Origin of the sequence: Leptothrix cholodnii SP-6, assembly GCF_000019785.1 — a bacterium.
GTDB classification, from domain to species: Bacteria; Pseudomonadota; Gammaproteobacteria; order Burkholderiales; family Burkholderiaceae_C; genus Sphaerotilus; species Sphaerotilus cholodnii.
Genome location: NC_010524.1, coordinates 3,017,264 through 3,036,820, shown reverse-complemented (window position 1 = coordinate 3,036,820; position 19,557 = coordinate 3,017,264). Strand labels below are relative to the sequence as shown.

Annotated in this window: 22 protein-coding genes; 15 read left to right on the top strand and 7 right to left on the bottom strand. The window is 69.5% G+C overall.

Going from position 1 to position 19,557, the window contains the following annotated elements; all coding sequences use genetic code 11:
* Positions 1–75: 75 nt before the first annotated feature.
* The 3 genes from LCHO_RS13790 (at position 76) to apbC (ending at position 2,643) form a co-directional block, all read left to right on the top strand.
* Entirely contained in the window at positions 76–1,131 is a 1,056-nt protein-coding gene (locus LCHO_RS13790) for a dienelactone hydrolase family protein (protein WP_012347776.1), read from the top strand.
* Positions 1,128–1,463, top strand: coding sequence for a 2Fe-2S iron-sulfur cluster-binding protein (locus LCHO_RS23980; protein ID WP_012347775.1), 336 nt, complete (start codon positions 1,128–1,130; stop codon positions 1,461–1,463). The genes LCHO_RS13790 and LCHO_RS23980 overlap by 4 nt, the downstream gene beginning before the upstream one ends.
* Before the next feature lie 85 nt (positions 1,464–1,548).
* Complete coding sequence (gene apbC, locus LCHO_RS13780; RefSeq protein ID WP_012347774.1) at positions 1,549–2,643, top strand: iron-sulfur cluster carrier protein ApbC; 1,095 nt, start codon at positions 1,549–1,551, stop codon at positions 2,641–2,643.
* A 3-nt stretch (positions 2,644–2,646) separates the two neighbouring features.
* Here apbC and LCHO_RS13775 read toward each other — a convergent pair whose 3' ends face one another.
* Complete coding sequence (locus tag LCHO_RS13775; RefSeq protein WP_012347773.1) at positions 2,647–3,159, bottom strand: hypothetical protein; 513 nt, start codon at positions 3,157–3,159, stop codon at positions 2,647–2,649.
* A gap of 147 nt (positions 3,160–3,306) precedes the next feature.
* Between LCHO_RS13775 and LCHO_RS13770 the strand changes: the two genes are divergently transcribed.
* The 5 genes from LCHO_RS13770 to LCHO_RS13750 all read left to right on the top strand — a co-directional run bounded on the left by LCHO_RS13770 (position 3,307) and on the right by LCHO_RS13750 (position 9,708).
* Positions 3,307–4,269, top strand: coding sequence for a LysR family transcriptional regulator (locus tag LCHO_RS13770; RefSeq protein ID WP_012347772.1), 963 nt, complete (start codon positions 3,307–3,309; stop codon positions 4,267–4,269).
* 136 nt (positions 4,270–4,405) lie between these two features.
* Positions 4,406–4,927, top strand: a complete 522-nt coding sequence (locus LCHO_RS13765) for a formate dehydrogenase subunit gamma (protein WP_012347771.1) — start codon at positions 4,406–4,408, stop codon at positions 4,925–4,927.
* Entirely contained in the window at positions 4,924–6,495 is a 1,572-nt protein-coding gene (locus LCHO_RS13760) for a formate dehydrogenase beta subunit (protein WP_012347770.1), read from the top strand. Before LCHO_RS13765 ends, LCHO_RS13760 begins: the two co-directional genes overlap by 4 nt.
* A gap of 10 nt (positions 6,496–6,505) precedes the next feature.
* Positions 6,506–9,415, top strand: a complete 2,910-nt coding sequence (gene fdhF / locus LCHO_RS13755) for a formate dehydrogenase subunit alpha (protein ID WP_012347769.1) — start codon at positions 6,506–6,508, stop codon at positions 9,413–9,415.
* Between the two features lie 80 nt (positions 9,416–9,495).
* A complete protein-coding gene (locus LCHO_RS13750; RefSeq protein WP_043705429.1) occupies positions 9,496–9,708 on the top strand; it encodes a formate dehydrogenase subunit delta in 213 nt (70 codons plus the stop codon).
* Positions 9,709–9,714: 6 nt separating this feature from the next.
* Here LCHO_RS13750 and rhlP read toward each other — a convergent pair whose 3' ends face one another.
* Positions 9,715–10,506, bottom strand: coding sequence for a rhombotarget lipoprotein (gene rhlP, locus LCHO_RS13745; RefSeq protein WP_012347767.1), 792 nt, complete (start codon positions 10,504–10,506; stop codon positions 9,715–9,717).
* 134 nt (positions 10,507–10,640) lie between these two features.
* Between rhlP and fdhD the strand changes: the two genes are divergently transcribed.
* Positions 10,641–11,519: a formate dehydrogenase accessory sulfurtransferase FdhD gene (gene fdhD / locus LCHO_RS13740; RefSeq protein WP_012347766.1), complete on the top strand. Its 879-nt coding sequence runs from the start codon at positions 10,641–10,643 to the stop codon at positions 11,517–11,519.
* 9 nt (positions 11,520–11,528) lie between these two features.
* Here fdhD and LCHO_RS13735 read toward each other — a convergent pair whose 3' ends face one another.
* The gene (locus LCHO_RS13735) at positions 11,529–11,891 is read right to left on the bottom strand and encodes a response regulator transcription factor (RefSeq protein ID WP_012347765.1); all 363 of its coding nucleotides are present in this window, start codon (positions 11,889–11,891) and stop codon (positions 11,529–11,531) included.
* A 155-nt stretch (positions 11,892–12,046) separates the two neighbouring features.
* Between LCHO_RS13735 and LCHO_RS22270 the strand changes: the two genes are divergently transcribed.
* Together LCHO_RS22270 and LCHO_RS13725 are read left to right on the top strand one after the other, a co-directional pair.
* On the top strand, positions 12,047–13,516 hold the full coding sequence (locus tag LCHO_RS22270) for a methyl-accepting chemotaxis protein (protein ID WP_012347764.1): 1,470 nt from the start codon (positions 12,047–12,049) through the stop codon (positions 13,514–13,516).
* Positions 13,517–13,560: 44 nt separating this feature from the next.
* The gene (locus LCHO_RS13725; protein WP_012347763.1) at positions 13,561–14,901 is read left to right on the top strand and encodes a sensor histidine kinase; all 1,341 of its coding nucleotides are present in this window, start codon (positions 13,561–13,563) and stop codon (positions 14,899–14,901) included.
* Here the strand turns inward: LCHO_RS13725 and LCHO_RS13720 are convergent.
* Positions 14,885–15,928: a zinc-binding dehydrogenase gene (locus tag LCHO_RS13720; protein ID WP_012347762.1), complete on the bottom strand. Its 1,044-nt coding sequence runs from the start codon at positions 15,926–15,928 to the stop codon at positions 14,885–14,887. The genes LCHO_RS13725 and LCHO_RS13720 overlap by 17 nt on opposite strands.
* Before the next feature lie 119 nt (positions 15,929–16,047).
* Between LCHO_RS13720 and LCHO_RS13715 the strand changes: the two genes are divergently transcribed.
* The gene (locus LCHO_RS13715) at positions 16,048–16,419 is read left to right on the top strand and encodes an H-NS histone family protein (RefSeq protein WP_012347761.1); all 372 of its coding nucleotides are present in this window, start codon (positions 16,048–16,050) and stop codon (positions 16,417–16,419) included.
* Between the two features lie 39 nt (positions 16,420–16,458).
* On the opposite strand, the gene LCHO_RS13710 is transcribed toward LCHO_RS13715, so the two are convergent.
* Positions 16,459–16,998 (bottom strand): Mpo1 family 2-hydroxy fatty acid dioxygenase, encoded by a 540-nt coding sequence (locus tag LCHO_RS13710; protein WP_012347760.1) that lies wholly within the window; start codon positions 16,996–16,998, stop codon positions 16,459–16,461.
* Between the two features lie 124 nt (positions 16,999–17,122).
* Here LCHO_RS13710 and dcd point away from each other — a divergent pair, with 124 nt between their 5' ends.
* The 3 genes from dcd to LCHO_RS13695 all read left to right on the top strand — a co-directional run bounded on the left by dcd (position 17,123) and on the right by LCHO_RS13695 (position 18,684).
* Complete coding sequence (gene dcd, locus LCHO_RS13705; protein WP_012347759.1) at positions 17,123–17,692, top strand: dCTP deaminase; 570 nt, start codon at positions 17,123–17,125, stop codon at positions 17,690–17,692.
* Between the two features lie 135 nt (positions 17,693–17,827).
* Positions 17,828–18,247: a hypothetical protein gene (locus tag LCHO_RS13700; protein ID WP_012347758.1), complete on the top strand. Its 420-nt coding sequence runs from the start codon at positions 17,828–17,830 to the stop codon at positions 18,245–18,247.
* Positions 18,248–18,309: 62 nt separating this feature from the next.
* Positions 18,310–18,684: a DUF1801 domain-containing protein gene (locus LCHO_RS13695; protein ID WP_012347757.1), complete on the top strand. Its 375-nt coding sequence runs from the start codon at positions 18,310–18,312 to the stop codon at positions 18,682–18,684.
* A gap of 6 nt (positions 18,685–18,690) precedes the next feature.
* On the opposite strand, the gene LCHO_RS13690 is transcribed toward LCHO_RS13695, so the two are convergent.
* On the bottom strand, positions 18,691–19,098 hold the full coding sequence (locus LCHO_RS13690; RefSeq protein WP_012347756.1) for a hypothetical protein: 408 nt from the start codon (positions 19,096–19,098) through the stop codon (positions 18,691–18,693).
* Positions 19,095–19,415 (bottom strand): flagellar biosynthesis anti-sigma factor FlgM, encoded by a 321-nt coding sequence (gene flgM, locus LCHO_RS13685; RefSeq protein ID WP_012347755.1) that lies wholly within the window; start codon positions 19,413–19,415, stop codon positions 19,095–19,097. Before flgM ends, LCHO_RS13690 begins: the two co-directional genes overlap by 4 nt.
* Positions 19,416–19,557: the final 142 nt, after the last annotated feature.

Sequence of the window (19,557 nt, the reverse complement as noted above, 5' to 3'; positions counted from 1 at the left end):
TTTTAGGCGGCCGGGTGGACGCTCCCTGACGCGCTGCGTAAGCTGTTGCCCTTCAGCCCGAGAGGAATCCGTCCGATGCCATCGATCGACTCATGCCTGCGTGCCTGCAGCCGCCTTGCCGCCTGGATGGGCGCGCTCGCGCTGGGCCTGTCGGCCCAGGCCCACGCGCAGACCCTGATCGCCGACATGTCCGCCGGTCCGCCCAGCGGCGCCTACGCCTTTGCCAGCACCACGCCCAGGACCTTCGCCGACCTGATCCGCAACCCCGGCCAGGGCGAGCCGGCGCAGCCGGTCGGCCACCTGTTCCTGCCCCCGGGCGAGGGCAAGGTCGGCGCGGTGATCTTCGTGCCGGGTTCGGGCGGCATCTACAGCGCCATGCTCGACTACTGGCCCAAACAGTTCAACGCCGCCGGCATCGCGCTGTTCTCGCTCGACCTGTTCGGCCCGCGCGGTGTCAAGAGCACTGCCGAGGACCAGTCGCAGGTGCCGTTCGCGGCCGACACGGCCGATGCGTTTGCCGCGCTCAAGCTGCTGGCCACGCATCCGCGCATCGACCGCAATCGCATCGCGGTGATGGGCGCGTCGCGTGGCGGCATCACCGCCTGGCGCTCGGCGGCGCAGCGCCTGATCACCGCGCAGAACCTGCCCGACGGCCTGCGGTTTGCGGCCCACATCCCGATGTACGCGGGCGGCTGCGTCGGCAGCTTCCGGCTGGCGGTCAGGCCCGGCGTGTTCGGCAAGGCGCCGATGTTCTGGGTGCACGGCGACGCCGACGACTACACGCCGATCGGCCCGTGCAGCGACTACGCCGCGCTGATCGGCCAGGCCGGCACGCCCACCGAGTTCCTGACGCTCGAAGGCGCGCGCCACAAGTTCGATGCCGACGGCCGCGGGCGCATCCAGGTGCGCGGCGCGCAGCGCACGCTGGCAGGCTGCCCGATCCAGCTCGACATCGACACGCTCGTGTTCTCGAACCGGTTCACCGGCGAGCGGCTGTCGGCCGAGGCGCTGGAAAACGTCCGCAAGAGCGCCTGCAGCGCCGTCGGCGCGTCGGTCGAGAGCAACGTGGCGGCGCGCGACAACGCGGCCAAGGGCATCCTGGCCTTCCTGGCCCGGGTGTACGCGCGTTGAGCGAGGAGGCCCCCGCCGCCGGCTGGCCGGTGCGCCTGGCGGGCAGCGACCAGCGCTTCGATGCGCCGCCGGACGTGAGCCTGCTGATCGCCGCCCGCGCCGCCGGCCTGCGGCTGCCGAGTTCGTGCCGCAACGGCAGCTGCCGCGCCTGCATCGGCCAGGTCGAGAGCGGCGAGGTGGTGCACAGCATCGAGTGGCCGGGCCTGAGCCGCGAGGAAAAGGCCGAGGGCTGGATCCTGCCGTGCGTGGCGCAGGCCCGCTCGGCACTGGTGCTGCGCATCGCCGCGGCGCAGGCGGCACCCAATCACCGCGCTGATGCAGGGCCGGGTTGAACCCGGGCGTGTCGGCGGCGGGGCTGCGGCTAGACTGCGCGCGCAAACGTTTCCCGAACCGCTCCCATCACCTGACCCCGCCACCATGTCCATCACCGACAGCGCCGTCCGCGCCGCGATCCAGACCGTCGTCGACCCCAACACCGGCCGCGATTTCATCAGCGGCAAACAAGTCCGCAACCTGTCGGTCGATGGTGCCGACGTGGCGTTCGACGTCGAGCTCGGCTACCCCGCCAGGAGCCAGCTCGCCGGTCTGCGCAAGCAGCTGATCGAGGCCGTGCGTGCGGCGCTGCCGGGCGTGGGCAACGTCAGCGTCAACCTCAGCAGCCGCATCACGGCGCATGCCGTGCAGCGCGGCGTGCAGCTGCTGCCGGGCGTGAAGAACATCGTCGCGGTGGCTTCGGGCAAGGGCGGCGTGGGCAAGAGCACCACCGCCGTCAACCTGGCGCTGGCGCTGGCGGCCGAAGGCGCCAAGGTGGGTGTGCTCGATGCCGACATCTACGGCCCGAGCCAGCCGATGATGCTGGGCGTCACCGGCCGGCCCGAAAGCGCCGACGGCAAGACCATGGAGCCGATGGTCGGCCACGGCATCGAGGTGATGTCGATCGGCTTCCTGGTCGACCCCGACCAGGCCATGATCTGGCGCGGCCCGATGGCCACCCAGGCGCTCGAACAGCTGCTGCGCCAGACCAACTGGCACGACCTCGACTACCTGATCGTCGACATGCCCCCGGGCACCGGCGACATCCAGCTGACGCTGTCGCAGAAGGTGCCCGTCACCGGCGCGCTGATCGTCACCACGCCGCAGGACATCGCCCTGCTCGACGCCCGCAAGGGCCTGACGATGTTCGAGAAGGTCAGCGTGCCGATCCTGGGCATCGTCGAGAACATGGCGGTCTACGTCTGCGAGAACTGCGGCCACGCCGAGCACATCTTCGGCGCCGACGGCGGCAGGAAGCTGGCCCAGGAGCAAGGCATTGCCTACCTGGGCGCGCTGCCGCTCAACCGCAGCATCCGCGAGCAGGCCGACACCGGCTGCCCGAGCGTGGTGGCCGAACCCGACGGCGAGATCGCCGGCCTCTACAAGGCGCTGGCGCGCCAGGTGGCGGTCAAGATCGCCGACGCGGCCAAGGACTACTCGACCAAGTTCCCGACCATCACGGTCAGCAAAAACACCTGAGCCTCAGATCGTCCGCTCGACGATCCGGATGCGGTGCCACTGCGCCCGGTTGACGAGCGCGATCAGGCACGGGCGCGACTGCACCGTGATCGGCATGCCGCCCGGGCCGGGTGGCGAGCGCTTGACCGGCCACCACAGCACGCCCGATTTCAGCCGCAGCACCGAACTGGCCGGCTCGAGCCGGATGCCGGCGCTGGGCTGCATCGCCATCGCGTAGACCAGCACCTTCTCGCGCGACCAGAGCACGCGCCGGCCGACGGCGCCGGCTTCGTCCTGCGTCAGCGTGTCGCGCCACTCGCGCAGCGAGTCGACGCTGCGCACGCTGTGCACCGCGCCGTGCATCGGGCAGATGTTGTGCGAGCGCCAGGACGCCAGCCGCACGTTGTGCACGCGCGGCGTCGCCCGCGCGCCGGGCCGCGCCGAGTCACCGGGCTGGCGCACGCCGTCGGCCGACGCCGAGGTCGCCAGCAGGCCGCAGGCTGCAGCGACAAGTCCCCGTCGCAGGAGGCACAACATGGCAGTTCGGGTCATGAGTTCCCCAGGGCGTCCGGGCGAAAAGTGTGACGAAAATCATAAACGGGATCGCCGGCCGGTTGTTACAGGGCATCCCGCGGTGTCGGCGGCTGCAGCGGCGGCGCCCGGGCCGGCCCCTATGATTTGTCCATGAACCTGCTCGACGCGATGCGCTACCTCGCTGCCCTGGAGCAGCACCGCCACTTCGGCCGCGCCGCGCTGGCCTGCCACATCACGCAGCCGGCGCTGTCGAACGCGCTGCGTGCGCTCGAGTCCGAACTCGGCACCTCGATCGTGCGGCGCGGCCGCCAGTACGAAGGCCTGACGCCCGAAGGCGAACGCGTGCTCGCCAGCGCGCGGCGCATGCTGCACGAGCAGGAACTGCTGCGCCAGGACTTGGCCAGCAGCGCCGGCCAGCCCCAGGGCGTGTTGACGCTGGGCGCCGTGCCGACTGCCGTGCCGGTGGCGGCGCAGTTCGCGGTCTGGCTGCGGCGAAACCATCCGGGCCTGCGCGTGGTGCTGCGCGGGCTCAGCTCGCCGGCCATCGAGGCCGGGCTGGAGAACCTGGCGGTCGACCTGGCGCTGGGCTACACCGGCCGCCCCGACGCGCAGGCGCGCTCGCTGCAGATCCGGCCGCAGTACGAGGAACACTATTTCGCCGTGCGGCGCGAGCCGCCGGCCGACGAGCCGGTGCCCGCACCCGCCGCCGGCCTGAGCCTGGGCGCGCCGCTGCGCTGGGCCGACCTGGCGCACCAGCCGCTGCTGCTGCTGACGCCCGAGATGCACAACCGCTCGATCATCGACGCGGCGTTCGAGAGCGCCGCGGTGGCACCGCCCGCCGCCATCGAGACCGACTCGGTGCTGGCCCTGATCACCGCCGTGCAGACCGGCCCGTTCAGCGCCGTGCTGCCCGGCGCGCTGCTGCGCACGCTGGCCCCGCAGGCGCCGGTGACGGTGCACCCGCTGGTCGAGCCCGAACTGCGCACGCCGATCGGGTTCATGAGCCTGGGCAGCAGCCGGCCGTCGCGCGCGCTGGAGGCCGCGCAGGCGCTGGCCGCGTCGGTCGAATGGCTCGCCCATCTGAAGACCCAGACCGGCGCCTGGCCGGCTTGATTCAAACGCCGAATCGCCGTGTTTCCCGATTCAATTGGACAGATGACGGCGCGCTGGTGATAGTCGTCGGATCACGAGCCCGGCCCTGGCCGGCTCTGGCCGAGCCACCCGCCCGGACGATCCGCGGAGACCCCGAATGAACCGACCCCAAGATGCCGACGCGGCGCTCGCCACCGTGCGCGCCGTGATCGCCGAGCGCGCCCACCTGGCCGGCGCGCTGCTGCCGATCCTGCACGGCGTGCAGGACGCCATCGGCCACATCCCGAGCGAGGCGGTGCCCGAGATCGCCCGCGCGCTCAACCTGTCGCGCGCCGAGGTGCACGGCGTGATCACCTACTACCACCACTTCCGCGCCGAGCCGGCCGGTCGCCACGTGCTGCAGGTCTGCCGGGCCGAGTCGTGCCAGGCGCGTGGCGGCGAGGCGCTGCTGGCGCAGGCGCGCGAGCGGCTGGGCTGCAGCGCCGACGTGCACCGCTCGGCCGACGGCGCCTGGAGCGTCGAGCCGGTCTATTGCCTGGGCCTGTGCGCGTCGTCGCCGGCGATCCAGATCGACGAGCGTCAGCACGCTCGCGTGACCGCCACCCGGCTCGATGCGCTGCTCGACGCTACCGAGGCGCGTGATGCCGCCTCGGCCATGGCGCAGGAGGCCACGGCATGAAGGCGATCCAGGTCTACGTGCCGCGCGACAGCGCCGCACTCGCCGTCGGTGCCGACGAGGTGGCCGACGCGATCGTCGCCCAGGCCGCCGCACGCGGCGCGCAGGTCGAGCTGATCCGCAACGGCTCGCGCGGGCTGTTCTGGCTGGAACCGCTGGTCGAGGTGATGACGGCCGCCGGCCGGGTCGCCTACGGGCCGGTGGCGGTCGAGGATGTCGCGGGACTGTTCGACGCCGGGTTCCTGTCCGGCGGCGCGCACCCGCTGGGCCACGGCGTCACCGCCGAGATCCCCTACCTGGCGCGCCAGCAGCGCCTGACCTGCGTGCGCATGGGCGTGACCGATCCGCTGTCGCTCACCGATTACGCCACCCACGGCGGCTGGGCCGGGCTGCGCCAGGCGCTGCAGATGCCGGCCGACGGCATCTGGCAGACGGTGCTCGACTCCGGCCTGCGCGGGCGCGGTGGCGCGGCGTTTCCGGCCGGCATCAAGTGGCGCACGGTGGCGCAGGCCCAGGCCGATCAGAAGTACGTCGTCTGCAATGCCGACGAGGGCGACTCGGGCACCTTTGCCGACCGCATGGTGCTGGAGGACGACCCCTATCTGCTGATCGAAGGCATGACGATCGCCGCGCTCGCCTGCGGCGCCACGCGCGGTTATGTCTACGTGCGCAGCGAGTACCCGCTGGCGGTGCAGGTGTTCGGAGAGGCGATCGAGCGTGCCCGCACCGCCGGCTACCTGGGCGACAACATCCTCGGCAGCGGCCACGCCTTCGAGCTGGAAGTGCGCATGGGCGCGGGCAGCTACGTCTGCGGCGAAGAGACCGCGATGCTCGAAAGCCTGGAAGGCAAACGCGGCATCGTGCGCGCCAAGCCGCCGATCCCGGCGCTCAGCGGCCTGTTCGGCCAGCCGACGGTGATCAACAACGTGCTGACCTTCGCGGCCGCGCCGTGGATCCTGAGCCATGGCGCGCAGGCCTACAAGGACCACGGCCGCGGTCGCTCGACCGGCACGCTGCCGTTCCAGCTGGCCGGCAACATCGCCCGCGGCGGGCTGGTCGAGCTGGCCTTCGGCGTGACGCTGCGTGAACTGGTGTTCGACTGGGGCGGCGGCAGCGCCAGCGGCCGGCCGGTCAAGGCGGTGCAGGTGGGCGGGCCTCTCGGCACCTATCTGCCCGAGTCGCAGTGGGACATCCCGCTCGATTACGAGGCCTACGCCGCAGTGGGCGCAGTCGTCGGCCACGGCGGGCTGGTGGTGCATGACGACACGGCGGATCTGTCGAAACTGGCGCGCTACGCGATGGCGTTCTGCGCCATCGAGAGCTGCGGCAAGTGCACGCCGTGCCGGATCGGCTCGACGCGTGGTGTCGAGGTGATCGACCGCATCGTCACCAATCACCATCAACCGGCGGTGCGCGAGCAGCAGGTCAAGCTGCTGCGCGACCTCTGCGACACGATGGTCAGCGGCAGCCTGTGCGCGATGGGCGGCATGACGCCGTACCCGGTGCTGTCGGCGCTGAATCATTTCCCGGCCGATTTCGGCCTCGCCGCCGATCAGCGGTCGGCGGCGTGAGGAGCCCACGATGAACTACCCCGTCTTCAAGATCCACGAGATCGACTACGGCACGCCGCCCAGCTACAGCGACAAGGAAGTGACGCTGGAGATCGACGGCAATCAGGTCACCGTGGCGGCCGGCACCTCGCTGATGCGCGCCGCGGTGGATGCCGGCATCGCCGTGCCCAAGCTCTGCGCCACCGACAGCCTGGAGCCCTTCGGCTCGTGCCGGCTGTGCCTGGTCGAGATCGAGGGCCGCAAGGGTTTTCCGGCCTCGTGCACCACGCCGGCTGAAGCCGGCATGAAGGTGCGCACGCAGACGCCGAAGCTGCAGGAGCTGCGCAAAGGCGTGATGGAGCTTTACATCAGCGACCACCCGCTCGACTGCCTGACCTGCGCCGCCAACGGCGACTGCGAACTGCAGGACATGGCCGGCGTGGTCGGCCTGCGCAACGTGAGGTATGGCGTCGGCGAAACCAGCGTGGCCGGCATCACCGGGCGCCACCACCTGGCCGCGGCCAAGGACGAGTCGAACCCGTATTTCACCTACGACCCGAGCAAGTGCATCGTCTGCAACCGCTGCGTGCGCGCCTGCGAAGAAACGCAGGGCACCTTCGCGCTGACGATCTCGGGCCGCGGTTTCGAGTCGCGCGTATCGGCCGGCATGGACGAGCCGTTCATGCAGAGCGAGTGCGTGAGTTGCGGCGCCTGCGTGCAGGCCTGCCCGACCGCCACGCTGACCGAAAAGAGCGTGATCGAGCTCGGCCAGCCCGAACACAGCGTCATCACCACCTGCGCCTATTGCGGCGTGGGCTGCGCCTTCAAGGCCGAGATGAAGGGCAACCAGGTCGTGCGCATGACGCCCTGGAAGGACGGAAAGGCCAACGAGGGCCACAGCTGCATCAAGGGCCGCTTCGCCTGGGGTTACGCGACGCACAAGGACCGCATCACCCGCCCGATGATCCGCGCCAGCATCACCGATCCGTGGCAGGAGGTGAGCTGGGAGGTGGCGGTCGGCCACGCGGCGAGCGAGTTCAAGCGCATCCAGGCCCAGCACGGGCGCGATTCGGTCGGCGGCATCACGTCGAGCCGCTGCACGAATGAAGAGGCCTATCTGGTGCAGAAGCTGGTGCGCACCGCCTTCGGCAACAACAACGTCGACACCTGCGCGCGGGTCTGTCACAGCCCGACCGGCTACGGCCTGGGCCAGACCTACGGCACGTCGGCGGGCACGCAGACCTTCAAGTCGGTCGATCAGGCCGACGTGATCCTGGTGATCGGCGCCAATCCGAACGAGGCGCATCCGGTGTTCGGCTCGCGCATGAAGAAGCGGCTGCGCCAGGGCGCCCGGCTGATCGTGATCGACCCGCGCGCGATCGACCTGGTGAACTCGGCGCACGTCAAGGCCGACTACCACCTGCAGCTGCGGCCCGGCACCAACGTGGCGGTGATCAGCGCGCTGGCGCATGTGGTCGTCACCGAAGGGCTGGTCGACGAGGCCTATGTGGCCGAGCGGTGTGATCCGAAGAGTTTTGCGCAGTGGCGCGATTTCGTCGCCCAGCCACAGAACTCGCCCGAGGCGATGGAAGCGGTCAGCGGCGTGCCGGCCGAACTGCTGCGCGGCGCGGCGCGGCTGTACGCCAGCAAGGGCAAGAACGCCGCCATCTACTACGGCCTGGGCGTGACCGAACACGCGCAGGGCTCGACCATGGTGATGGGCATCGCCAACCTCGCGATGGCCACCGGCAACGTCGGCCGCGAGGGTGTGGGCGTGAACCCGCTGCGTGGCCAGAACAACGTGCAGGGCAGCTGCGACATGGGCAGCTTCCCGCACGAGCTGCCGGGCTACCGGCACATCTCCGACGCCACGGTGCGTGGCGAGTTCGAGGCCGCCTGGGGCGTGGCGCTGCAGGCCGAGCCGGGGCTGCGCATCCCCAACATGTTCGACGCCGCGCTCGAAGGCAGCTTCAAGGGCCTGTATTGCGTCGGCGAGGACATCGTGCAGTCGGACCCCAACACCCAGCACGTGGCGGCGGCGCTGTCGGCGATGGAATGCATCGTCGTGCAGGACATCTTCCTCAACGAGACCGCCAAGTACGCGCACGTGTTTTTGCCGGGCGCGTCGTTCCTGGAGAAGGACGGTACCTTCACCAACGCCGAACGCCGCATCAGCCGCGTGCGCCAGGTGATGCCGCCGCTGGCCGGCAACGGCGACTGGGAGGCGACGCAACTGCTCGCCAACGCGCTCGGTTATCCGATGGCCTACACGCATCCCGAGCGGATCATGGCGGAGATCGCCGCGTTGACACCGAGCTTTGCCGGCGTCAGCTACGAGAAGATCGAGCGCCTGGGCAGCGTGCAGTGGCCATGCAACGAGCACACGCCCGAGGCCGGCACGGACATCATGCACGTGGGTGGTTTCGTGCGTGGCAAGGGCCGTTTCATGCTCACGCAGTACGTGGCGACGGACGAGAAGGTGACACGCAAGTTCCCGCTCATCCTCACCACCGGCCGGGTGCTGAGCCAGTACAACGTCGGCGCGCAGACGCGGCGCACCGACAACAGCCGCTGGTACGAGGAAGACAGGCTGGAGATCCATCCGCACGACGCCGAGGAGCGGGGCATCCGCCAGGACGACTGGGTCGGCATCGCCAGCCGAGCCGGCCAGACGGTGCTGCGCGCCGAGGTGTCCGAGCGGGTGCAGCCGGGCGTGGTCTACGCGACCTTCCACTTCCCCGAGTCGGGCGCCAACGTCATCACCACCGACAGCTCCGACTGGGCCACCAACTGCCCCGAGTACAAGGTGACGGCGGTGCAGGTCAGCAAGGTCAGCCAGCTCAGCGACTGGCAGCAGCAGTACAACCGTTTCAACCACACCCAGCAGGCGCTGCTGGCCCAGGCCGGCGGCCCGTTGACATCCGAAGAGGCCACACGATGAGCGAACCCGCCGACCCGGGTCACCAGGCCCACCACGCCGAGCCGCACGCGCACGCCGACAGCACCGGCCACCTGGTGCGCATGGCCAACAGCATCGGCGACTTCTTCGGGGCCTATCCCGACCACGACGAGGCGCTGGAGGGCGTGGCCTCGCACATCCACAAGTTCTGGGAGCCACGCATGCGCCGCCAGCTTTACGCCCATCTCGATGGCACCGCGCAGGGCGCCGGGCTGAGCGAACTGGTGCGCGAGGCGGTCAGCGCACGACGCGGCGACCTGCAGCCGCGCGGCTGAGCGTCGTCAGCGGGCGGCCGGGGCGGCCTTCGGGTCGTAACCCGGCGGCAGCACCAGCTTGATCATCGGATCCCTGGGCGCCGTTTCGCGGAAGCGTTGCACCTCTTTCTGCAGCGCGCCGATCATCTGGTCCATCGCCTCGGCGAAGCTCTTGCCGCGTCCCTCGCGGGACTTTTCGCCGAACGCGACCATCGTCGCCTCGCCCTTGTTGGTCGCGGTGCCGGAGGCGCGCATCAGCAGGCGCCGGCTCCGGACGTCGAACACGGTGCATTCGACGGCGGTCAGCACCTCGAAGCGGTCGCCCTCGATCACGTAGGCGCCCACGCCGGTCCAGTACAGGAACGACCAGCCGCTGGCATCGGCGTGCTGCACCTGGTCGTACGAGATCAGCGCCACCACGTCGAGGTTGAGCAGCGATGCCACCCGGTCGAGGTTGTCGAAACCGCCGCCCGCCTCGAGGTAGAGCGAGGGCACGGCTTCGATGTGACTGATGAACGGGTAGTTCGCGAACGCCTCGCGCACCCGCGTGGCAAGCTGCTGGCGCTCGGTTTCGGAGAGGCGGAACTCCGACTGCGCCGCGTCCGGCACGAACGCCACGCCGATGCGGAACGGCACCTTGATGACGGCCACCTGGGTCGATGCCGGCGGCGGCGCGCCGTCCTTGGTGCCCGGGAACAGGAAGCTCAGCACCGAAGCCACCTGGCGCTGCTTGTGGCCCTTGTCCATCGATGCGCAGCCGCCCAATGCCGCGGTGGCGACCAGGGCGGGGACGAGGAATGCGGCTTGCCGGCGTTTCATGGGTCAGCTCCTGTGGTGCGAGGCGCGGAGGTCGTGTCACCCGATGCGATCGACGCCGACGATGGTAGGCCTGCGGGGCGTTGCGCCGCTGAGCCATGTCAACGCCGCGTCGGGCCCGGTGGGACAATCCGGCGATGCAGATGCCCATCGATGTGCCCCCGCCCGCCCTCGAATCGTCCGTCAGATTGCCGGTCACGCGGCTGCGCGCCGGCCTGGTCGAGCGGGTCGAGGATCGGGTCGCCGAGGAGGTGCCGGTGGCGCTGGTCTACAACGGCATCTCGCACGCGGTGATGCTGGCCAGTCCGCTCGATCTCGAGGACTTCGCGCTCGGTTTCTCGCTGTCGGAGGGCATCATCGACAGCCCCGACGACCTGCTCGATTTCGAGCTGCAGCACAGCGATCTGACCGGCACCCGCAGCATGGTCGTCGACGGCCAGGCTCGCGAGGAGGTCGGCCTGACGCTCGACCTGCGCGTGACGCTGCGCTGTTTCATGCGCCTGAAGGAGCGCCGTCGCACGCTCGCCGGCCGCACCGGCTGCGGCCTGTGCGGCACCGAAAGCCTGGCCGAGGCGGTGCGCCCGGTGCGCCGTGAAGCAGCGGTGCTGGAGGTCAAGGCCGCCGCGCTGACGCGGGCCATGCAGGAGCTGGCCGCGCAGCAGGACCTGCAGCGCGGCACCGGCGCCGCGCATGCGGCGGCCTGGTGCGCGCTCGATGGCGCGGTGCAGTTCGTGCGTGAAGACGTCGGCCGCCACAACGCGCTCGACAAGCTGATCGGCCGCATCGCCCGCGACGGGCTCGATGTCGGCGCCGGCTTCGTCGCCGTCACCAGCCGGGCCAGCTACGAGATGGTCTACAAGACGGCGAGTGCGGGCATCGGCCTGCTGGCGGCGATCTCGGCGCCGACCGGGCTGGCGGTGCGCACCGCGCAGGCGGCCGGGCTGGTGCTGGCCGGCTTCACGCGCGGCGACCACACCACGCTGTACGCCCACGCCGAGCGGGTGCTCGGCCGCTGAACCCGGCGCTCAGCTCACACGGTCGATGACCTGCAGCAGCTGGCGCGGGCTGAAGGGCTTGACGAGGTAGTCGGCCGCGCCGGCACGCTTGCCGGTGTCGCGGTCGGCCGAGCTGCCGCGCGCGGACAGCATCACCACCTTCGTGCGCTTGAAGCGGGCGTCCGCCTTGACGCGGCGGCAGACCTCGAAGCCGTCGATGCCGCCGGGCATCATCACGTCGAGCAGCATCACGTCGGGGTTGATGCGCCCGATCATCTGCAGCGCGATGTCGCCTTGCGGCGCTTCGTGCACCTCGTAGTCTTCGATCTCCAGCGTCATGCGGATCAGTTCGCGGATGTCCTGCTGGTCTTCGACGATGAGGATCTTTTTCATGGCGTGGATGGGCGTGTGGCGGGGGATGTTGCGCACTGTAGAGACAGCGCCTGCCCACGAAGCACCAAATGGGCGGGCAATCCCGCCGCATATCCGGGCATGGACGCGCAGCCGGCCGGCTATCGTGAGATCAGCTACCCATGCAGGCCAGAACGATGCCGTCTTCCTCACACTCTCCCATCGCCAAGTCCGCACGTCACACCGACCTGCTGATCGGCGCGGCGCTGCTCGCCAACGCCGTCCTGGCATTTGCGCTGATCGGGCCGGATCAGTCCCATGCGCTGTGGGCGCAATGGGCCCTGCCGTGCCTGGGTGCCGCCGCCCTCGTGCTCTGGCAGTGGCGCGGCACCGTGCTGTCGCGCGCCGTGCTGGGGGCCGCGATGGTGGTGATGGTGGGCCTGGAGATCGTGTTGCGGCCGGGGCAGAGCGTGCTGTTCCTCAACATCATGCTGACGATGAGCCTGATGCCGTCGTATCGCAGCTGGCGTTTCATCGTCGCGATGGCGGGCGGTTTCTCGCTCATCCCGCTGGCCTTGATGAACGGCTGGCTGCCCGGCGTCATGCCGGATTCGGCCGGCCTGCCGCTGGGTTTCCTGCTGGCCCAGGCGCTGCTGCTGGTGCATGTTGCGTGGCAGGACCAGCGGCGTGAACGCGAGCGCTTCGACATCGAGTTCCTGATCCGCGCGATGGGCAGCAGCGGCCCGATCCGGCTCAACTTCGACGCCATCAAGGCCGAGTCCGCACTGGGCGAGCGCCTCAAGCACGTGCAGGAGCGCATGGCCGCGGCGATGCGCCAGGTCAGCGTGGCCGCGCAGGGCGTGCAGGGCGCCTCGAAGGTGCTGGGCGACAGCAGCGACGAGCTGATGTCGCGCACCGAACGCAGCCATGCCGGCCTGCGCGATGCGGCGATGTGCCTCGACCAGATCACCGTCATCGTGCGCAGCAGCGCCGAAGCCGCGATCGAGGCCCGGGCGATGGCCGCCAAGGCGTCGGAGCTGGCCAAGCGCGGCGGCGACATCTTCGAGCAGGTGGTGACCAAGATGCACGACATCGACGGCGCCTCGCGCAAGATCACCGACATCGTCGCGGTGATCGACGGCATCGCCTTCCAGACCAACATCCTCGCGCTCAACGCGGCGGTCGAAGCCGCCCGCGCCGGCGAACAGGGCCGCGGCTTCGCGGTGGTGGCCGCCGAGGTGCGCAACCTCGCGCTGCGCGCCTCCGATTCGGCCAAGGAAGTGAAGGTGCTGATCGGCACCTCGATGGACACGGTCGAAAGCGGCACCGTGCTGGTCAATGCGGCGGGCAAGACGATGCACGAGGTGGTGTCGTCGGTGCAGAAGGTCGGCGCGGTGTTCGACAGCCTGTCGGCCGACACCAGCGAACACGCCGCCGGCATCGACGCGGTGACGCAATCGGTCAAGGAACTCGACGAGGTGACGCGCCAGAACGTGGCGGTGGCCGAGCGCTCCAACGACATCGCGCGCGAGCTGATGGACCATGCCGAATGCCTGAGCCAGGTGCTGAGCTCGTTCCGGCTGGGCGAGTTCGGGCAGGGCGCGGCGCGCGCGGCGTCCGGCGCTGCGGCATCGACCCCGTCGGCCTTGCAGCAGCAGCCCGCCTGAGCGCGGTTTTTTCGGCGTGCCCGCCACATTGCAGGAGTCGGTGCGTGTTTCCTGATTCACGTTCCCTGCCCCTGGGGGCACGGCGCCGATCGCTGGCGCAGCATGCACGCCGTCGCCGTCGAGGTGCCGCATCGGCGCCTGCGGCGGCAGCCGGTGACACGGTCGCCGACCTGGCGCTGCTGCGCCAGAGTGTCGAGGGCCTGGCCCACCCGCTGCTGTCCGGCGGCGCCCGCATGGTGTGCTCGGACGTCGATGCCATCAGCGTCTGGGTCCAGCGCCTGGTGCTGCAGCTGCTCGAGCGCAACGATCAGATCGACGCGGTGTTCGCGCTCAGCCCCGATGGCCTGGTGATGTTCGATGCGCTGGGCCGCGTCAGCCGCGTCAATGCGGCGTTCACGCGCATGACCGGCCTGACGGCCGAGATGCTGCACGGTGTCGAAGAGGCGGTGTTCCTGTTTCGCCTGAACACGCGCTGCACGGCGCCCCATCTGCTCGTCAGCCTCGAGAGCCTGCGGGTGCCGCTCGGCGCCGATCCGGCCGACCGCTCCGGGCGCGACGTCGTCCGTCTGTTGCGGCCGGCGCCGCGCACCCTCAAGCTCGGCCTCTACGGGGGCATGCACGGCCAGGCCACGCAGGTGCTGCACCTGCGCGACATCACCCGCGAGAAGCAGATCGACCAGATGAAAAGCGAGTTTCTCGCCACCGCCGCGCACGAGTTGCGCACGCCGATGGCGAGCGTGTTCGGTTTCACCGAACTGCTGGTCACGCGCGAGATGGCGCCGCAGCGGCGCCAGGACGTGCTCGAACGTGTCTACCGCCAGAGCGGTGCGATGGTCAGCATCCTCAACGAGCTGCTCGACCTGGCGCGCATCGAATCGGGCCGCGGCATGGATTTCGAGTTCGAGGACACCGACCTGGCCGCGCTGGTGCGCGGCGTGGTGCACGACTTCGCCGTGCCCGCCGGCCGCGAGGCCATCGACGTGGGCGTGGCCGGCGAGCTGCCGCTGCGGGCGAGGGTCGACTACCGCAAGCTGCAGCAGTCGATGCGCAACCTGCTGTCCAACGCCTACAAGTATTCGCCCGACGGCGGGCCGGTGCGGGTTGCCGTGCGGCTCGATACGGGCACGTCGGGCGGGCCGTGGGTGGCCATCGCGGTGCACGACCGCGGCATCGGCCTGAGCGCCGAACAGCTGGCGCGCGTGGGCGAGCGCTTCTTCCGGGTCGACAAGTCCGGCGCGCTGCCGGGCACCGGCCTGGGCGTGAGCATCGTGCAGCAGATCGCCGAACTGCACGGCGGCTCGCTCGAGATCGAGAGCCGGCTCGGCGAGGGCAGCACCTTCACGCTGCGCCTGCCGGCCGAGCCCCGCTTCAGTCCGGCAGCGTGATCGCGATCTTGCCGAACTGCGCGCCGGCCTCCAGCCGGTCGAGGGCGGCGTGCAGATCGGCCAGCGGGTAGCGGCTGTCGATCACCGGCTTGACCTGGCCGCGCGAGGCGACCTCGAGCAGGTTGCGGTATTCGTCGAAGTCGCCCAGCGTCGAACCGAAGATCTGCAGCTGGCGGATGAACACGCGCCGCAGGTCGGCCGGTGGCTGGTCGCCGGTGGTGGCGCCGCAGGTGACGATGCGCCCGCCGCGCACCAGTGACTTCAGCGCACTGGCCCACACGGCGGAGCCGACGTTCTCGATCACCACGTCGACGCCCCGCCCGCCGGTCAGTGCCAACACGCTGCGGGCGACGTCGTCGGTCCGGCCGTTGACGGCGTGATCGGCGCCGATGGCCAGGGCGCGCTGCAGCTTGGCGTCGTCGCGCGAGGTCACGATGGCGCGCGCGCCGATCATCTTCACCAGTTGCAATGCCGCCAACGACACGCCGCCGCCGATGCCGAAGATCAGCACCGTCTCCCACGGCTGCACGCGTGCCTTGCCGAAAAGCATGCGCCAGGCGGTGAGGTGATTGACGCCGAGTGCGGCGGCCTCGGCGAAATCGAGCCCGTCGGGCATCGGAAAGACATTGCTGGCCGGCAGGCTCACGTATTGAGCCAGCGTGCCGTCGCGGTGTTCGCCGAGATAGCTCACGCGGGTGCACAGCGGCACGTCGCCGCGATGGCAGAACTCGCACCGGCCGCAGCCCACGCCGGGGTGCAGCACGACGGCCTGGCCGGGCTGCAGCAGCGTCTCGCCGGCATCGACCTCGTCGACGATGCCGGCGCCATCGAGCCCCATGATCTGCGGCAGGCTGTGCGTGATGCCGGCGCCGCTGTCGCGCATGTAGAGGTCGACGCGATTGAGCGTGGCCGCCTTGATGCGCACCCGTACCTCGCCGGTGCGGCGTGGCGGGATCGGCCGCTCGCCGATCCGGACCACTTCATTGCCGCCGTGGCCGGTGATGAAAGCTGCTTGCATGGTGGGCATGGCTGTTGTCTCTTCTGAATTGGGGACGAGTGGCGCGCAGAAGAAGAATCGTATGTCATCGCGCGGAAGTGCAGGGTCGCTGTCGTATGCTTGCGGCCCGCGCAATGAGGAGAACATGAATGGCCAAATCCTTGGCACAAGTGAATGCACAGATTGCCAAACTGCAGAGGGAAGCCGATGCATTGAAGGCAAAAGAGGTTGCCGGGGTGGTTTCCCGCATCAAGGAAGCGATTGCGATCTACAGCCTGACGAGCGCCGATCTGTTCGATGACGCCGTCGCTGCCGTGAAACCTGCTGCTCGCCAGAAGCGCACAGTCGCTGCTGCGCCGGTGGTCGGCAAGAAGGCACCGAAGGCGGCCGCGAAGAAGGCCGAGTCGCAGATCAAGTACCGCGACGAGGCCGGTCACACCTGGACCGGTCACGGCAAGCGGCCGAACTGGTTCAAGGCCGCCATCGAAGCGGGCAAGAAGCCCGAAGACCTGGCGGTCTGACGGCGCGGGGTGGCTGTGCGGCGGTGGTCGCGCCGGGTTTCAGGCCCGGGCGGCCAGGTCGTGCAGCACTTGCGGCCCGGCGCGGTGTTCGATTGCGCGCAACAGCTCGCGATTCCAGCCGAGCGTGAACAGCGCCTCGGCGGTGACGAACATCGGCCCGACCAGCAGGCCGATGCGGTCGTCGAAAAACGCCGGTCTGCGGCCCTCGTAGTAATGGCCGATGACCTGCACCAGTGCGCCCAGCCCCAGGGTGAAGATCCCCGATGCCAGCCAGACGGCGGTGCCGAGCGCCCCCAGGGGCTGTGCCGCCGCCACCAGCAGGGCATTGGCCAGGCTCACCGCCGCCCCCAGCACCGGCTCGCCGCGGCTCAGGTACCAGGCACTGCTGGCCGCCCAGAGCAGCCAGGCGGGTGTCAGCAGGTGGCCGGCCACCATCACGCCGGGGCGCGCCAGCAGGATGCCGGTCGCGAACACGATCAGCGGAATGCCCACGCAATGGGTGACGATGTTGCGTCGGTCGCGGTGGTACTGGGCGTACTGGCCGAGCAACTCGAGCGCGGGGCGGAAGGGGCTGACCATGGCCGTCTCCTCTGCATCTCAATGTCCTGAAATATTGCCTCAGATGGCAGCGTTATGCCAGCGCGGCGAGTCGGATTGCCGCGCCTCCTAGAATCCGCCACCGACCCCAGCGAGCCAGAAGACGATGAGCATCAAGAGCGACAAGTGGATCCGCCGCATGGCGCAGGAATCCGGAATGATCGAGCCGTTCGAGCCCGGTCAGGTGCGCCAGTCGGCCGACGGCCAGAAGATCGTCAGCTACGGCACCAGCAGTTACGGCTACGACATCCGCTGCGCACGTGAATTCAAGGTCTTCACCAACATCTATTCGACGGTGGTGGACCCGAAGAACTTCGACGAGAAGAGTTTTGTCGACATCGAGAGCGATGTCTGCATCATCCCGCCCAACAGTTTCGCGCTGGCGCGCACGATGGAATACTTTCGCATCCCGCGCAACGTGCTGACCATCTGCCTGGGCAAGAGCACCTATGCGCGCTGCGGGATCATCGTCAACGTGACCCCTTTCGAGCCCGAATGGGAGGGCTACGTGACGCTGGAATTCAGCAACACCACGCCGCTGCCGGCCAAGATCTACGCCGGTGAAGGCTGTGCGCAGGTGCTTTTCTTCGAGAGTGACGAAGTCTGCGAAACCAGCTACCGCGACCGCGGCGGCAAGTACCAGGGCCAGACCGGCGTGACGCTGCCCAAGACCTGACGCTCGGGGCGGCGGCGGTGCGGCCGCTGCCAGGGCAGGGAATTGCCGGCTCGGGCCGGTGCTGTTCAGGTGATCGGCGCGCGGTGCCTCGGCTTATCGTGGCTCCATCGCGCCGCCTCAACCCAGAGCCTGACCATGCCTTCCACCGCTTTCAGCCTTCCCACCGATCTGCTGCCCTGCCCGGTGGCAACCGAAATCACGGACGAGCTTCCCAGCGAGTTCGTGTTCGTCAGTGCCTTTGCACCGCTGGTGGCGCAGTGGCGTGCCGGCGCCGACCAGCGTCATGCCGATTTCGAGTCGCTCGATCCGGGTGCCGATGCGGGTCTGGCGCAGGCAGCGGTGCTGACGCCGCAACTGGACGTGCGCAAGGTCGATCGTTTCTGTCGCCTGATGACGCAGGAAGGCTGGGCCACGCAGGCCACGCGCATGCGCCTCGATCCGCTCTACGCCCGCGACCGTCTGGTGCTGGGTTACAGCAGCGCCACCAGCGCCGATCTGCGCCGCCTGGCGCTCGAACTGTTCCGGCTCTACGAGGCGCAGCAGGTCTGGCACTGACGCCGGCGGCCCGCTGATACGATCCGGTCCGTGGGCAGCCACCCACAGATCGGAGGGTGTTCATGCGTCATCTCGTTCGATCCAGCGCGCTGGTGGCCACCTATTTCGATACCCTGCCACCGGCGCAGGCCGACATCGCCCGGGCCTTGCAGCGTGCCGTGCTGGCGGCGGCGCCCGACCTCGATCAGGTCGTCAAATGGGGCAATCTCACGTTCCTGCACGACGGACGCCATCTGCTGGCGATTTCCGCGCACAAGGCCCACGTCAATCTGCAGGTCTTCTGTGGTGCCGAACTCGCCGGCGGTTTTCCGCAACTCGACGGCGTCGGCAAGGGCATGCGCCAGCTCAAGCAGCGCCAGGGTCAGGCGGTCGACGACGACTTGATCGCGCGGCTCGTGCAGGCCTGTCTGGCACTGAAGACCCAGAGCGAACACTGACCCGATTCAGGCCTGGTAGCTGCTCGCGCCGGAGCTGATCCAGCCACGGCTGCCGTAGAGCGCCGGGGCTTCGCGCGGCATCAGGGCGTCGATGGCACGGTCGAGGGCGACGGTGGCGCGCACCAGCGATTCGCGTTGCGCCGCCACCTGGCCGCTGGCCTTGACCAGCCGCTTGCGCAAGGGCGCCGGGATGCCGCCGGCGCGGGCAGCGCCGTGAAAGGCCTGGACAGCGCGTTCCAGCGACAGCTGCAGCTGCTGTGCGTGGCCTTCGATGGCGTTGCTGTCGCGCAGGCGCAGGGCATCGCCCAGCGACGCCAGTGCGTCTTCGACCTGGCTCAGCATGCCTTCCAGGTCGCTCGCCGAGCCGCCGGCCGTGTGGCGAATCTCGGGTCGGGTGGGGTGGGTGAGGGTCATGCCGGATCGATCTTGCCCAGCACTTCGTGGGCGTTCGCGATCAGCTTGTCGGCGATCGCGTCGGGGTTGATCTTGTAGGTGCCGTCGGATATCGACTGGCGCACCCGTTCGACCTTCTCGGCATCGAAGGTGCCGTCCGCGCCCTCGAGCAGCGCGCGTGCGGTGCTCGAGAGTTGCACCGTGCTGCTGCCATCGGTGGCGGCGGCACGTGGGCCCTGGCTGTCGCGTGCGCCTTCGGTGGCGGCGCGTGCAGAAGAAGTTGCGGCGCTGCCGGCCGGCGTGATCGCCGGTGGGGCATTGGTTTGGCCGATCTTCATGACGTTCTCCTTGGGGCGCAGACTGGCCCGGGTTGGGCGCGATAGGGCAGTGGATTGGCAGCCATTGTCTGACATGCCGCGGCGCCGTGGCTCGGGGCCGGTCGGAACCGTGGTACGTAGACGCTGTCTGTCGGGCACTGCC